The 14,411-nt window shown below is 67.6% G+C and carries 16 protein-coding genes; 6 read left to right on the top strand and 10 right to left on the bottom strand.

Annotated elements, in window-relative coordinates; all coding sequences use genetic code 11:
* The first annotated feature begins 123 nt into the window (after window positions 1-123).
* Window positions 124-1,722, top strand: coding sequence for an ABC-F family ATP-binding cassette domain-containing protein (locus GVV77_RS03425; RefSeq protein WP_159616381.1), 1,599 nt, complete (start codon window positions 124-126; stop codon window positions 1,720-1,722).
* A gap of 4 nt (window positions 1,723-1,726) precedes the next feature.
* On the opposite strand, the gene GVV77_RS03430 is transcribed toward GVV77_RS03425, so the two are convergent.
* The 3 genes from GVV77_RS03430 to GVV77_RS03440 are packed head-to-tail and all read right to left on the bottom strand — an operon-like array spanning window position 1,727 to window position 3,252.
* Entirely contained in the window at window positions 1,727-2,554 is an 828-nt protein-coding gene (locus GVV77_RS03430; protein ID WP_159616383.1) for an SURF1 family cytochrome oxidase biogenesis protein, read from the bottom strand.
* Window positions 2,555-2,791 carry a hypothetical protein gene (locus GVV77_RS03435; RefSeq protein ID WP_159616973.1) on the bottom strand — a complete coding sequence of 79 codons (237 nt, stop codon included), beginning with the start codon at window positions 2,789-2,791 and terminating at the stop codon, window positions 2,555-2,557.
* A gap of 17 nt (window positions 2,792-2,808) precedes the next feature.
* Window positions 2,809-3,252 (bottom strand): DUF3099 domain-containing protein, encoded by a 444-nt coding sequence (locus GVV77_RS03440; RefSeq protein ID WP_246199614.1) that lies wholly within the window; start codon window positions 3,250-3,252, stop codon window positions 2,809-2,811.
* Window positions 3,253-3,390: 138 nt separating this feature from the next.
* Here GVV77_RS03440 and GVV77_RS03445 point away from each other — a divergent pair, with 138 nt between their 5' ends.
* Together GVV77_RS03445 and GVV77_RS03450 are read left to right on the top strand one after the other, a co-directional pair.
* Window positions 3,391-4,128, top strand: a complete 738-nt coding sequence (locus GVV77_RS03445) for a beta-ketoacyl-ACP reductase (RefSeq protein ID WP_159616387.1) — start codon at window positions 3,391-3,393, stop codon at window positions 4,126-4,128.
* Between the two features lie 97 nt (window positions 4,129-4,225).
* Entirely contained in the window at window positions 4,226-4,975 is a 750-nt protein-coding gene (locus GVV77_RS03450; RefSeq protein WP_159616389.1) for an SDR family oxidoreductase, read from the top strand.
* A 91-nt stretch (window positions 4,976-5,066) separates the two neighbouring features.
* Here the strand turns inward: GVV77_RS03450 and GVV77_RS03455 are convergent, their stop codons facing one another.
* Together GVV77_RS03455 and GVV77_RS03460 are read right to left on the bottom strand one after the other, a co-directional pair.
* The gene (locus GVV77_RS03455; RefSeq protein WP_159616391.1) at window positions 5,067-6,428 is read right to left on the bottom strand and encodes a DUF2254 domain-containing protein; all 1,362 of its coding nucleotides are present in this window, start codon (window positions 6,426-6,428) and stop codon (window positions 5,067-5,069) included.
* A gap of 257 nt (window positions 6,429-6,685) precedes the next feature.
* Window positions 6,686-7,276, bottom strand: coding sequence for a hypothetical protein (locus GVV77_RS03460; protein ID WP_159616393.1), 591 nt, complete (start codon window positions 7,274-7,276; stop codon window positions 6,686-6,688).
* Between the two features lie 263 nt (window positions 7,277-7,539).
* Here GVV77_RS03460 and GVV77_RS03465 point away from each other — a divergent pair, with 263 nt between their 5' ends.
* The 3 genes from GVV77_RS03465 (at window position 7,540) to GVV77_RS03475 (ending at window position 9,646) form a co-directional block, all read left to right on the top strand.
* Complete coding sequence (locus tag GVV77_RS03465) at window positions 7,540-8,061, top strand: hypothetical protein (RefSeq protein WP_159616395.1); 522 nt, start codon at window positions 7,540-7,542, stop codon at window positions 8,059-8,061.
* 72 nt (window positions 8,062-8,133) lie between these two features.
* Window positions 8,134-8,754 carry a DUF2238 domain-containing protein gene (locus GVV77_RS03470; RefSeq protein WP_159616397.1) on the top strand — a complete coding sequence of 207 codons (621 nt, stop codon included), beginning with the start codon at window positions 8,134-8,136 and terminating at the stop codon, window positions 8,752-8,754.
* Between the two features lie 565 nt (window positions 8,755-9,319).
* On the top strand, window positions 9,320-9,646 hold the full coding sequence (locus GVV77_RS03475) for a hypothetical protein (protein ID WP_159616399.1): 327 nt from the start codon (window positions 9,320-9,322) through the stop codon (window positions 9,644-9,646).
* On the opposite strand, the gene GVV77_RS03480 is transcribed toward GVV77_RS03475, so the two are convergent.
* The 5 genes from GVV77_RS03480 to serB all read right to left on the bottom strand — a co-directional run bounded on the left by GVV77_RS03480 (window position 9,636) and on the right by serB (window position 14,349).
* Window positions 9,636-10,412 (bottom strand): hypothetical protein, encoded by a 777-nt coding sequence (locus tag GVV77_RS03480; protein ID WP_159616401.1) that lies wholly within the window; start codon window positions 10,410-10,412, stop codon window positions 9,636-9,638. The genes GVV77_RS03475 and GVV77_RS03480 overlap by 11 nt on opposite strands.
* Window positions 10,409-11,158: a hypothetical protein gene (locus tag GVV77_RS03485; RefSeq protein WP_159616403.1), complete on the bottom strand. Its 750-nt coding sequence runs from the start codon at window positions 11,156-11,158 to the stop codon at window positions 10,409-10,411. Before GVV77_RS03485 ends, GVV77_RS03480 begins: the two co-directional genes overlap by 4 nt.
* Window positions 11,155-11,682 (bottom strand): DUF421 domain-containing protein, encoded by a 528-nt coding sequence (locus GVV77_RS03490; protein WP_159616405.1) that lies wholly within the window; start codon window positions 11,680-11,682, stop codon window positions 11,155-11,157. Before GVV77_RS03490 ends, GVV77_RS03485 begins: the two co-directional genes overlap by 4 nt.
* A 164-nt stretch (window positions 11,683-11,846) precedes the next feature.
* Window positions 11,847-13,349: an MFS transporter gene (locus tag GVV77_RS03495; protein ID WP_159616407.1), complete on the bottom strand. Its 1,503-nt coding sequence runs from the start codon at window positions 13,347-13,349 to the stop codon at window positions 11,847-11,849.
* A gap of 97 nt (window positions 13,350-13,446) precedes the next feature.
* Entirely contained in the window at window positions 13,447-14,349 is a 903-nt protein-coding gene (serB, locus tag GVV77_RS03500; RefSeq protein ID WP_159616409.1) for a phosphoserine phosphatase SerB, read from the bottom strand.
* Between the last annotated feature and the right edge of the window lie 62 nt (window positions 14,350-14,411).

The raw sequence follows: 14,411 nt of genomic DNA on the forward strand, positions 1-14,411 counted from the left end.
GGCAATGTGACAACCGCATTGCGTCTCATCCCGAGAATAGCGCCGGAACCGCAACATTCCTTTGTAGATTATCGACAAAAAATGCCCCTGTGCAGCGCACAGGGGCACCGAAAGGCCACGGAATTGATTACCGTATCGAACCTTGAGCTGCGAGCAGGAGCCCGGCTGCTGATGGAGTCGGTGTCCTTCCGCGTGGACCGCGGCGACAAGATCGGCCTCGTCGGCCGGAACGGCGCCGGCAAGACCACCATGACCAAGGTCCTCGCCGGCGAATCCCTGCCGGCGGCCGGCTCGGTCTCACGCAGCGGGGAGATCGGCTACCTGCCGCAAGACCCCCGAACACCCGACATGGACCAGCTCGCCCGCGACCGGATTCTCTCCGCGCGCAACCTCGACACCGTGGTCCGCGACCTCCGGCAGGCGCAGGAGGATATGGCCAGCGAGAACACCTCGGTCCGGTCCAAGGCCATGAACCGCTACGACCGGATCGAGGCGGCGTTCCTCGCCGGCGGCGGCTACGCCGCCGAGGCCGAGGCCGCGGCGATCTCCTCCAACCTCGCCCTGCCCGAGCGCATCCTGAACCAGCCGCTGCGCACGCTCTCCGGCGGCCAGCGCCGCCGGGTGGAACTGGCCCGCATCCTGTACTCGGGCGCCGAGACGATGCTCCTTGACGAACCGACGAACCACCTCGACGCCGACTCCATCACCTGGCTGCGCGAGTTCCTGCGCACCCACCAGGGCGGGCTGATCGTGATCAGCCACGACGTCGACCTGCTCGAGGCCACAGTGAACAAGGTGTTCCACCTCGACGCGAACCGGGCCACCATCGACATCTACAACATGGGCTGGAAGCGGTACCAGCTGCAGCGTGAGACCGACGAGCGCGCCCGCAAGCGGGAGCGCGCCAACGCCGAGAAGAAGGCCCAGGTCCTCATGGACCAGGCCAATAAGATGCGCGCCAAGGCCACGAAGGCCGTTGCGGCCCAGAACATGGCCAAGCGCGCCGAGCGGCTCCTGGGCGGCCTCGATGCGGTCCGTGCCAGCGACCGCGTCGCCGCGCTGCGGTTCCCCGACCCTTCGCCCTCGGGCAAGACTCCGATGACCGCCGAGGGCCTCAGCAAGTCCTTCGGGTCCCTCGAGATCTTCACCGACGTGGACCTGGCCATCGACCGCGGCTCCAAGGTGGTCATCCTCGGGCTCAACGGTGCGGGGAAGACGACCCTGCTGCGCATGCTCGCCGGCGTCGACACCCCCGACACGGGCCGGGTGATCCCGGGCCACGGCCTCAAGGTCGGCTACTACGCGCAGGAACACGAGACACTCGACACCGAGCGGACGGTCCTCGAGAACATGAAGAGCGCGGCACCGGACATGAAGGACGCCGAGGTGCGCGGCATCCTGGGGTCGTTCCTGTTCTCCGGCGACGACGTCGAAAAGCCCGCCGGGGTGCTCTCCGGCGGTGAGAAGACGCGCCTCGCGCTGGCGACCATCGTGGCGTCCTCGGCGAACGTCCTGCTGCTCGACGAACCAACCAACAACCTCGACCCCGCCAGCCGGGCGGAGATCCTTGGGGCACTAGCCAACTACACCGGCGCCGTCGTCATGGTCAGCCACGACGAGGGGGCCGTCGAGGCCCTCAAGCCAGAGCGGGTCGTGCTGCTGCCTGACGGCGTCGAGGACCTGTGGAACGAGGACTACCTCGACCTCGTGACGCTGGCCTAGCGGCTCAGCGGTAGCCCTGGGCGTCCAGGAGCGCGTCCTCGGCCTCCTCGGCCGTGGGGCGCCGCCCGGGACGCCGGGTCGCCTCCGGCCGGCCTCCCGCCTCTTCGCGGTCCAGGCGGGCCTGCTGCCGGGCGGCATAGCCGAGCCCGACGAAGAGCAGCACGCCGAAGGCGAACCACTGCAGGGAGTAGGAAAGGTGCGGTCCCTCGTTCAGTGACGGCTTGGGGAACTGCGAGGGGGCGACCGCCGGCGCGGGGTCCTCGGCGGCCATGAGCCCGTACGCGCCGGTCTGTACGGGGTAGCCGAGCTTCGCGGCGTACCCCTTGAGGTCGATCGAGGCGACCTGGCCCTCCGGGGCGCCCCGATTCACTGCCGGCTCACCGGGCTTGATGCGCGCCGTGACCGTGACGGTTCCCTCCGGCGGTGCGGGGATCGAATCCGGCCTCCCCGCCCGGTCATTGCCGATGGGCAGCCAGCCCCGGTCGATGATGACAGCCGTGCCGTCGGCCAGGCGCAGCGGAGTGAGCACCTCATAGCCGGGCTGGCCGTTCATCGGGCGGTTACGCACCACGACCTGCCCCGCCGTGTCGTACTCGCCGGTGAGCCGAACCGGAGTCCATTCCCGGAGGGGATCGTAGGTGGCGAAGTCGGTTGTGCCTTTTGCGTAGGGCACGGGGGACTTCTCGTAGTTCGCCTCGATGCGTCCGATGTCGGACACCACCGCATTGCGCCGCTCCAGCTGCCACATGCCCAGTGCGGCGCAGGCCGCCGCCAGTGCCATCACCAGCGCGAACCAGCCGAGCCAGCGGCGGGAGATCAGGAACCGGTACACCTAGGACGCACCGCCAGCCAGCGTTATTGTCTCTTTCCAGAGCCCACGGACCTGGAGGTAGTCCTGCAGCCAGTCGACATGGGCGGCGCAGGCGGCCCAGGCCTTGCGGCGCTCAGGGGTGTGGATGCGGGGGTTGTTCCACAGCAGCTGCCATTCGGCCGCCTCGCGGCAGCCCTTCCGCGAGCAGACCGTCGATTCGGCCGCCTGCTGAGGGGCACCCGAGAGGGAGTCGAGAATGTTGAAACCGGGTGTGCTCACGCGGCGGTGTCCGTCCTTCCGCGCAGCGGATCGTCGTTCTCATTGTGGTCATCGGTGGGTGCCAAACGCTCCTCCTCGATGATCTCTCCGGTCAGGACGTCTGGACCGGGGTCCTCCGTCTCGACCGGGCTGGTCGGGGCTTCAATTTCGCGCACCGGCGCGCGGTCGAGCAGGGCGTCGGTGTGGCGGATGTCGCTGGTGTCGCTGCCCCCGTTGGCGATGATGACGGCGAAGTAGGGCAGGAGCACCGCCCCCGCGATCACAACCCACACCATCCACCCTTCGACGAAGAAGACGAGGATGAGGCATACCATCCGGATGCCCATTGAGATCGAGTACTTGATCATGCGCGAGCGCATTTCGTCGGTGTGGGACTCCCGGGCGTCGGAAATGCTGTGAACGTCGGTGTCGTGCCTGCTGTGCCTGGTCTGCTTGCTCATTCCACTCCCAAGGGGCTTCATCCATCATCTCATCCCACCGCCCGTTGTTAAAGTTGGCTGCCTCACGGCTAGGATCGACGGGACACTTTGACATGAGTTCGTTAAGTAACAACGTGTAGCGAGAAGCGGAGGATCCCTGTGCAGGAAACAAGTCGCAGCGATGAAGACAGGCCCGGACGCAGCGTCCTCGTCACGGGTGGGAACCGGGGCATCGGGCTTGCCATCGCGAATGCGTTCCTTGCCAACGGGGACAAGGTGGCGATCACCTACCGCAGCGGCGAGGTGCCGGAGGGACTGCTGGGCGTGAAGGCCGACGTGACGAGTGAGGAGCAGCTCGACGCGGCGTTCACCGAGGTCGAGGCCGCCCACGGGCCCGTCGAGGTGCTCGTCGCCAACGCCGGCATCACCCGCGACACGCTGCTGCTGCGCATGAGCGAAACCGACTTCACCGACGTCATTGATACAAACCTCACCGGTGCATTCCGGGTGATCAAGCGCGCCTCCAAGGGCATGATCCGGCTGCGCCGCGGGCGCGTCATCCTGATCTCCTCTGTGACCGGTCTCTACGGCGCCCCCGGCCAGATCAACTACTCCGCCTCCAAGGCCGGGCTGGTCGGCATCGCCCGCTCGCTTACCCGCGAACTGGGCTCCCGCGGCATCACCGCGAACGTCATCGCCCCGGGATTTATCGACACCGACATGACGGCGGAGCTTCCCGAGGACACCCGCAAGAGCTATCTGGCCACCATTCCCGCCGGGCGCTTCGCGTCCCCGGACGAGGTGGCCAAGGTGGTGCGCTGGGTCGCCAGCGAGGAGGCAGGCTACATCTCCGGCGCCGTCATCCCGGTCGACGGCGGCCTCGGCATGGGCCACTAGGCCCCATCAGCATTCCGGCGGCAGCGTCCGCTGCCGCCGCACGGGAAACGCGAAGTCACGATGCGTGGGAACCAGCCCGCGCCAAGAAGGAGTAGTCATGGGTGCTTTGGACGGCATTGGAGCAATCGTCACCGGATCATCACGGGGCATCGGGGCCGATGTGGCCCAGCTGCTCGCCGCCGAAGGCGCGGCCGTCGTGGTGAACTACCGGCAGAAGGCCCCCCGGGCCAACAAGGTGGTCGCCGGGATCGAGGGTGCCGGCGGCCGGGCCGTCGCCGTCGGCGCCGACCTGACCACTTCCGAGGGCCCGGCCGCACTGGTCGCCGCCGCGGTGAGCAGCTTCGGGGGGCTTGGCCTGCTGGTGCTGAATGCGTCGGGAGGCATGGAGAGCGGTGTCGGCGAGGACTATGCGCTGAAGCTCAACCGGGATGCCCAGGTCAATATGCTCAAGGCCGCCGCGGAGGTCATGCCCGCCGGCTCCCGCGTGGTGTTTGTCACCAGCCATCAGGCGCACTTCATCGACACCGTGCCCACCATGGACGCCTACGAGCCGGTGGCCCGCAGCAAGCGCGCCGGTGAGGACGCGCTGCGCGACCTCATCCCGATGCTCGAGGAGAAGGGCATCCGCCTTGTCATCGTCTCCGGCGACATGATTGAGGGCACGGTGACCGCAACCCTGCTGGACCGCGCGGCCCCCGGTGCGATCGAGGCGCGGCGCAGCGAAGCAGGCAAGCTGTACTCAGTGGCGGAGTTCGCTGCGGAAATCGTGAAGATGGTCACCGCCGACGTGCCGACCGGCCACACCGAACTGGTCGGGGGAGCGCGCGGCTTCGTGCCGCAGGGCTGAAGATGCGGCGGGCTGCGCGCCCCACCCTGGCCGCTGCGCCTTCGCCGTCCAGGTCGGTCGGTACTGCGGTGAAAGAGCCGTGTACGGGATCTCAGCGGTCCATCGTGGGTCCCGCGGGCCACACCCCTGCTGTGGCCGCTTCGACGGTGCCGCAGCACTCCTCCAGCCGCTTCCGCTCGTAGTCGCTCAAGCCGGAATCGGCCAGGACGGCGCGGGTCCGGGAGAGCTGGTGGAGCACAGCGTCGAGGTGCCGCCCGGATGTGTCGGTCCAGGCGATTTCCCGGAGCATCTGGACCGTGCGCTCCGCGGTCCGGGGGTCGGTCATGCCATAGGTGAGCAGCTGTCCCATGGCCTGGTCCAACAGGGAGGGGAAGCCTGGGTACGTCAACCTCACCCGGGGCGTGCCGTCCTCGTCCTGCAGGGTCTTGGGGCCGGCATTCCGCGATACCAGCGAGCACAGAACCGCGGAGATGTGGGCCACGGCGTGAACGGCCGTCGTCGGATCGTTGACCCCCGGGGAGAGCGCGCGGCTGGCGACGTCGAGCAGCTGCTGGAGCCCGAATCCGGCATCCTGTACGGACGTGCGCTCAAAGCCTGTCCTGAGGGCGGCGTTCAGCTTCTTTTCCACGGTTTCCCGCACTGCCGGATCAATGGCCGTCCCGTCGGGGTCCCAGGCCCTCGCGCAGGGGATTCCGACGATGAGGGAGCTGCCCGGGGCGGCGTCCACGGAGATGAGGACCCCCGTATCGGTTGCGGCACTCAACGCCCGGTCCTCATCGATTCCCGTCAAAAACCCGGATGAACTGCTGACCAGAACCACGCCGTGCGGTCTCCCAGCGAATCCGCTGTCCGGCCGGGGCTGGTCATCCTCGGGGAAGATCCGGGCGATGGCCACGTTGGCCTCCGCGTGGACGTCCCGCAGCATGGTTTCAACCCGAATCTGCCGTGACAGGTGCGCCAGGAAAAGGACGAGGGCGATGACGCTGGCCACGGCAAGAACGAAGGCGAACGTTACGGAGATCTCGGGGACGAATCCGGGGTCCGTCGAGGTCTCCGCCCTGATACTGCGAAGAACGGTCAGCGCGAACACCAGCGTGGCGAGAAACAGGGCCAGCGTGTTGTGGACGAACCGGTCGCGGGTGAAGGTGCGCAGCAGGCGGGGAGAGAACTGGCTGCTGGCCAGCTGCAGCGTCACCACCGTGAGCGAGAAGGTCAGCGACGTGACCGTGACCAGCGACCCCGCGATGGTTTCCATGAGCGATCTGGCCGCCTCGGGACCTCCGCTGAACAGCAGACCCGACAACAGCGGTGCAACCCGGTCCTGGATGGCACGGTCAAGGAGTGGCAGTAGCTGACCCAGGATGAGGGCCACGAACAGCGCCAGCAGGGGAATGGGCCAGAGTTGGGTGCGGAGCGAATCCCGGAGGGTGCTCCGGGAGACCTGCCCGCTCACTGCTGCCCACTCCGGGTCCGGGGGCGGGCTCCTGGGTCTTCCTCGGTGCACGTCATGCCAGAAGACTAACCGCTCCCAGGCATCAGCCGTAACGGGATCTCCGGGTCGCCGGTGCGGAAGGCGGCGTCTTCCATTCCGGGGTTCGCGCCGATGTCCCCGGCGGGCCTGCCTGTCGCACCTTGCGGGTCAACATGCACCGATCCGCTCGGTGCGGAGGATCAGAACGACGCGCGCCGCTGCCCCCTGTTCAGCTGGTGTCAGCGCTTCGGCGGCGCCGCGTTCTTCGGTCTGGTCAGGAGAGCGGCAAGACCCGCGGCCACAGCCGCGGCAAAAAGAACGAATTTCAGGATGGTGAACGTCGACGCGGCGGCAACGGCGCCGGGCCCCAGAGACTCCGCCGCGAAGACCGCCTCGAGGAGCAGATTTTCAGTGATGTCGACCACGACGTAGACCACCGGGACGGGCAGCAGAAACCACCGGATTTTCCTGCCGCGGGTGATGGTGGAGATCAGAAGCATGACAGTGGCCGCAAAGACGACCGGGAACAGGACATCCCAAAGGTAGTGGGATGCTCCGTAGCGCTCGTACAGTTCGTCGGTCATGCGTGACTGCACGCGGGTGATGTAGTCGCTGTCGTACCCGGTCAACAGGGTATCGGGCATGGCCAGGCCGCCCGTTGCGCGCTGCAGGGAGGCGAGTTGCAGGCCGTTGATGGCCGCCAGAACGGCGCTCACGACGACGCCGGCAATGATCAGCAGGGCTGCTCTCCCCGGTCTTCTCGCCGCGGGCAATCCGGATCCGGCGGGTGCACGCCTGCTCCGCCGGGGCTGATGTGGGTTCGATGCCATCGACCCATTATGTACACCATCTCGGCGGCTTGAACCTCACAATCCGGTAAACGCCCCGGCTGGGCCGGTCCACCTCGGGCGTCGGTCCGGTATACGTTGCGCCACAACCCGGTCTCGCGCCCCGTCTCGAGGTCACAGACCCATGAAGCCGGTTGGGGACCGGAAGCGGTGCTGCCTAGGTTGTTTGGACGGCGCGGGGAACCAACCACAATGCGGACCGGATGCGCTGCCGGCCCCAGCGATATGGAGGAGTCATGGAATCGATGACCAGGAAACGATGGGCGATGCGGGCTGCTGCGATGTCGATGCTGCCGATTACCGCACTGGGGCTCGTGGGTTGCGACAGCACCGCGGGCACCGAGGAGGGCGCCGATGTGGAAGACATCGTGGACGAGGAGGCCGATGGCACCGAGGCGCCGGGTGGAGTCGAACCCTACAACGGGGTCTATGACAGCACGTTCTTCGACGATCGGGAGAGTTATGTCGGGGAGGAAGTGACCCTGTCCGCAGATGTGAACGAGGTGATGTCTCCGATGTCATTCACCATCGCCGGCACCGACGACACCACCGTCGAGGCTCTGCTGGTTGTGCATGACATGGAACTGCCCGAGGTGGCCCCGGAACTGACGGTCAGCGTCACAGGGGTCGTCCGTGAGGCGTTTGACCTTCCAACAGTCGAGGAGGAAATGGGAATCGACCTTGATGATGAGGCATTCGAAGATTGGGACGGTGAACCCTACGTCGAGGCCAAGAGCGTCGATACCGCTGTCCCCGCCGACAGCTGACCGTCAACTGGATGCGCGGCCCCGTCCGGAGCGCCGGACGGGGCCGCGCCGAACAACGGGAAGGGACACACCATGGCAGAGAGTACGCCGACAGCGGCCCGATCATGGCATCACGGCACCCGCCGGGCCGCCGACGTCGTCAGACTGCTCGCTGCACTCAGCATCAGCGTGTGCGCGGCCGGGATGGGGCAGCCCGACACACTGGGCTTTGCCATCGTGTTTCTTGGGTTGCTCGTTCCACGGATCACCCGCCTGCCCGGTCCCTTCGATTTCGGTTTTTGCCTGAATATTTTCGTGGCGACCTGGAGCGGGATCGCCGGGCTCTATCGGGCCATCTCCTGGTGGGATCTGCTGATCCACTTCATTACGGCCGGAGCAACGGCGGCGGCACTGTTCCTTGTGCTGGCCCGCACGGGTCTGACCCCGGGCACCGCTGATGGGCAGGTGCTTCGCGGCCGTTCCATCGCAGCCATGACCTTAGCCCTGGGACTTTCCGCTGCGGTTGTCTGGGAGTTCTTCGAATGGGCGGCGAATGCCTATCTCACCGAGGAGATCCACGTCGGATACAACGACACCATGGCCGACCTCGCGGTCGGAGGCCTCGGAGCGCTTCTGGCAGGCGTTGCATTGGTCGGCTGGAAATCCGCCAGAACGGGCCGGCCGGTCGAACGCCCCCAGGCGCCAACCGGGTGACCTCGCCCGCCGCGCCGGACTCGCTGCCCTAGCCCCAAACACGGTCCAGGACGCCCGGACCGACGGTCGGCCCCGCCCGGATCACGGACGGAACTGATGATACGGGCAGGCGGCGACCGGAAGGCTGTGGAGGTTCCGGTGCCCGATGGCACTCCGCTCCGCCCCTCGGGGCCCGCACCACAGCTTGGTGACGTTCCGGTCACAGCTGGGTCGCAGGGACCGGTCCCGGGTAACGATGGAATAGACCAGGGGTCCCACGCACCGGATGCTTGCCGAGGCTGGGAGAAGAGCGGCGCCATCCTCCCGCAGACGCCGCCGGCTACCGCCGCAGTTAGGCGGGGCCGCTCGGTCCGCCCCCGCGCCGGGAGCGCAGCGATAACCGGCGGGCACCGCGCCGGACGCAGGCGGACAAACCGAGGCCTATGAGGTGGCCCCGACATAAGCAGATAAGCGGCAGGCACTGCCCAGAACACGCAACAGATCCGACGATTGTGCTCCTCGGAAACCCGGGGGCAGAGGAGTTGGGACTGGAAGCATAAACATTTTCGGCAGGATCCGTGAGGGAATGCAGGTTTTCGATCGGGCGGGCGAACGGGTCGGTGTGGTGAGGTCCGTGGAGCTTGGACGCGACCGCGTACCGTCATCGCAGATGGAGGCCGGCGGAGGCGGCAGGGTATCGGGGCTGCGCGGAGCGTTCGCTACCCCTGTCGCCGACCTGCCGATGGCATGCCGCGACCGCCTGCTCCACGACGGTTTCATCCGCATCGACTGCGACCGTTCCAGCACGGATTTCTTCGAGTCCTTCGATGCGGTGGACCGGGTGGCAGGCAGCATCGTGCGCCTGGCTGTGCGGCACCACCAGGACAGCGCGCGTTCCCCCGCTATTCGCTGAGCGCGGTGATGACCGTGAGGAGGACTGCGTAAAGCACGAGGCCCACGGCGAACCAGGCGAAGCTTGAGTTTCGGTTGGAGGGCAGTTCTTCCTTGAAGACGTTCAGCAGCACCGACCCGGCAAGGAAGGAGGTCAGCAACGCCACGACCAGGGTGCTGGTCGGCGCAAACAGGGCCGAGAGCACCCATCCCGCCAGCAGGGACCCGGCCAGCAGGATGCGGCCGGTTGACCTGAAGCGCCGCGGGTAGTGCTCCTCCAGGCCGCGGTCCGTCAGGATGAAGTGAAGACCCATCGCGACCGTGAAGAGAACGGCGAACAGGACTCCGGTGCGCACCCGCAGCGCCATGGTGTACGTGATGAGCACGTTGTACGCCATGAAGGACGCAAGGTGGAGCCAGTAGACTCCCGCGGAGCCGGAGTCTGTCCCACCGCTGCGGTCCCCGGCGCGTGCGGCCATGCGCTCGAGCCCGTAGAACAGTGTGAATCCGGTGAGCGCGACAACGAAGATGCCCAGGTCGAGCAGGGGAGTGACGGTGAGGGAATCCTCCAAAGCCTCTCCGATGGCATTGCTGCCCTCGGCCACCTCGGGCAGCAGGTGCAGGAAGACATAGGCGACGGCGAGGCCTCCCGCGAAGGAGCCGGTGTACCGCTCGGGAACGAGCGGCAGCTTGCGGATATGCGGGGCGCCCAGGTGCAGCGCCGCGAGGAGCACGGCGATCAGGAGTGCGCCCACCACACTCTGTGCCACGGTCGGTTGCACGCTCACCCTTCCCGCCGGGGGCGCGCCCGGTGTCCGGCCTCATCCGCCACCGGTGCCTCCGGGGCCCGGGCCCGGTCCTGGTCCCGTAGGAAGAAAGCCCCAAGGGATCCGGCAAGGGTCGCGAACACGGCCACCGAGTAGACCGCCAGCAGCACCTGAAGAATGCGGGCAAATGGATCCGTCGGGGTCAGTCCGCTCCCGGTGATGGTGGCCATCGCGGCTTCGAAAAGCGCCTCGGTGTAGGAGGTGTGGGAACCGGTTGCGTAGAGCAGCTGGCTGGCGGCGAGGATCACGACGGCGGTCACGGCCGCGAGCCAGCCGATCCGGCTCGAGAGCAGTCGACCCGCCGACCGGGACCCCCGGATTCCCGCGGACAGGATCCCTCCGAAGCGGGCAAACCGCGCGATCCGGACGATCCGGAGGACCTGGAGCGCACGGAAGAACCGCAGGAACGGCACGAGCAGGAAGACAAGCTGCCACCAGTTCTTCGCCCAAAACGCCCTGCTGAAGCCGCCAAGATAGGCCCGCAGCAGGAATTCCGCGACGAAAACGGCCCAGAACACCCAACCGGCAATGCTGAAGGCCAGGACCACGGCCGGGTCCTCGGCGAGGAGTTGCCCAAGGACCACGAAGAGGAAGATCACGCCGAGGATCCCCATGGGTTTATCCAGCCGGCGGGCGAGGACCTCCGCGCTGCGGAGTCTGTCGGACGCCGCCGGAGCGGTGCCGGGCCCGGCGGCGGGCCCCGTCACGGCGATTCTTCCCCGAAACGGTTGGCCACACCATCCAGGGCCGACCCGCTGCCGGCCTTGGCTTGGGCGATCACGCTGATCGTCCCATTCGTCTCGAGCACGACGGCGGCGATGCTGGAGAGGTCCCCGAACCCGCTGCCGCGCACCGCCTGCAGCACCTCGGACTCTGTCAGCCGGTTTCGACGCAGCTGGCTGTGCTGAAGCTTTCCGTCGATGACAAGGGCAACCGGTTGCGCGGTGACGAAGGAGCGCGCCCGGGGCCAGTGCGCCGATACCCAGGCGACGACCAGTTGAAGTGCCGCGAGCAGTGCCAGGGCCGTGACCCCCTCCAGGAAGGCGACGTCTGAACTGAGCAGGATCGTGGCAAGCGTCGACCCGAACGCAACGGTGACGATGAAGTCAAAGGCATTCAATTGCCCCAGCGTGCGCTTGCCCGAGGCCCGCAGCACTAGCACCAGGGCGGCATAGGAAACCGAGCCGATGAGCAGCACCCTCAGAATCTGCGCCCATGAGTCAAACCACATTCAGGACCCCCTCCAGAGCCGTCCAACTAGCGATCGAGGCTATCAGGTCCCCCTGTCGCGGATCCCTGATGGTGCGGCGGACCACCGCCGACTCCATCGACAGTACGGGGGGTGCAGCTGTGCGACCAGCGGGTGACCGGCTGGCCGGGCTCCCGGACTGCGCCTCACCGCGGGGACGTCGGAGCGGCGCTGGCGGCGCTCTTGGCCTCCGCCGCGGTCTTCGCATACGATGCCGAGACGCGGCGGTACACGGGCGTCAGGAAGGCGAGCAGGGCGGCGAGAATCAGGATGATTCCGGCCACCAAGAACACCAGGGCGATGCCGCGGGAGGTGCCCTCTCCCAGCAGCGGAGCCAGTTGGGCGGCGCCCTCGTCGGAGCGTGCATACGGGATGATCCAGAACTGCGCGATCGGGGCGATGAGGAACGCGGTGATAGGGGCTGCCGCGGACTCGAACGCCATGGCAAACCCAAACACCCGCCCCTGCCGCTGCAGGGGCACCACCTGCTGGATGACCGTCTGCTCGGCAGCCTCGACGAAGGGCACGAGCACCAGGTAGAGCCAGATGCCGGCGATGTACAGCCACGCCCACTCCCGCAGCGTAAACACCGCGCCGAGGACCCCCATCAGGATCACCGCGAGGAGCATGGTGCGCAGCGGGTTGGCTCCCAGCCCGAACCTGCCAATCAGCGCGCCGCCCACGATGAACCCGGTGGCACCGAGCGCGAAGAAGGTGCCCCACAGCTCCACGGGGAAAAGCTCAAGCCCATAGGGATCCATCAGGGCCAGGTAGACGCCGCCGACGAAATTGTTGAAGGTTGAGAACAGGATCAGCGCGAACAGCCCCGACACGGCGAGCACAGCGGCCAGTGAGCCGCGGAAATCGAAGCCGCCGTGGGCGTCCGTCGCTGCCGCGCGCACCTCCTCGGGCATGCTCAGCGTCAGCAGGTGCGCGAAAGCCAGCGCCGTGAACACCAGGGCGACGACGATCGTCCAGCCCATACCCAGCAGCCCCACCGACAGCCCGGACAGCACCGAGGTGACGATGAACATCAGGCCCTGCACCATGCCCACCAGCCCGTTGGCATTGGCCCGCCGGTCCGGCTCGATGAGGATGGTGACCGTCGTGGAGAGGGCGATGTTGCGCAGGTTCTCCACCACCGCGCCGATCAGGATAATCAGGGTGAAGACCCAGAACCATGGCCGGGTCAGGGCAAGCAGCGCGGGTGTGGGCGCCAGGGCGAACATGATCCCGGACAGCACGAACATGACGAGGGTGAAGCCCGCGGCGAAGCGCATCACGGCCAGCTTGCGGTAGCGGTCCACGTAGGTGCCGAAGCTGATGCTGGAGAGGGCGATGAGCAGCATGTACGCCCCACCCACCACACCGGTGGCGATCACGTTGCGCGTCTCCAGGTACACCCAGAACGTCAGCGCGAACCACAGGTAACTGGTGGTGATATTGGCGAGGGCAGTGTTGATCAGGATCCCGGCGAAGGTGCGGGACCGCTCCGCCGGGGTGCGCAGGGAGGTGTCGATGGCGTCGCTGTCCGCAGGCGGCGGCGCCGCATCCGCCCCGTCCAGCGTCGGAGGGACGGCTGCGTCCACGCGCGTGCCGTCGAGGGGATCCGCAGCGGCCCGGGGCTGGGCCGGTTCGTGCCCGGTCATGCGTCCCAGTGTAGTGACCGGCACCGACACTGTCGCTGCGCCGGCTGGACCTGTTACGCGCCGCTGGGGATCCCAGGGAACGGTGCCGGTGCGGGCCTTAGATCCCCGCGAAGTTCCGCACAATGTCGAGGTAGGGCAGATCGACGGAGGCGTCCGCGGCTGCCCGCACGGCGGGCTTCGCGTTGAACGCCACCCCGAGCCCGGCGGCGCCGAGCATGTCGAGGTCGTTCGCTCCGTCGCCGACCGCGATGGTCCGCTCAAGCGGAATGCCGGCGTCCTGCGCCCACCGCCGCAGGGAGCGCTCCTTTTCCGCCCGGTCGATGACCCGGCCCGACACCCGACCGGTGAGGAGGCCGTCGCGGATCTCCAGCACGTTCGCCTTGGCGTGGGTCAGGCGCAGGCGCGCCGCCAGCGGGTCGAGGATCTGGCTGAACCCGCCGGAGACCACCGCCACAAGGTGGCCTGCCCCGAGGAACGCTTCCGCCATCACCTCGGCACCCTCGCTCAGCTCGATCTGGGCGCCGACCTTGTCCAGAACCGCCTCGGGCAGTCCTGCCAGGACGGCGACCCGGGCATGAAGGCTCTGGGCGAAGTCGATTTCACCGCGCATCGCGGCTTCCGTGACGGCGGCGACCTCCGCCTCGCGGCCCGCAAAGGCGGCCAGCAGTTCGATGACCTCCTGCTTGATCAGCGTCGAGTCGACGTCGAGCACCAGCAACGTGCGCCCCGGGCCGAAAACCGCACCGGGAACCACCGCGGTCCCGACCGGCCGCACCGGCGCTCCGGCGGCGGCATCGCCCGCTCCCGGCAGGACCGCACGCAGGTCCGCCACCGGACCGGTGTACTCCACCGTGAGCGTCCGCACCCGGTACCGGGAGTCACCGCCGTCACTGGCCGCCAGGATCCTCGCGCCGGCGGCGCGGACGGCGTCCTCGACGGCCAGGAAGCCCGCCTCGGAATCGTTCAAACCGTAGCTGACGACTCGGAACGGCGCGGTCATTAAACCTCCAGGGATGCAGGGGTGCCCAGTGGGTCGGGACGGGTGCCACGGGCGGGGCCGGA

It is taken from the genome of Arthrobacter zhaoguopingii, from assembly GCF_009828605.1.
In the GTDB taxonomy this organism is placed as follows: domain Bacteria; phylum Actinomycetota; class Actinomycetes; order Actinomycetales; family Micrococcaceae; genus Arthrobacter_D; species Arthrobacter_D zhaoguopingii.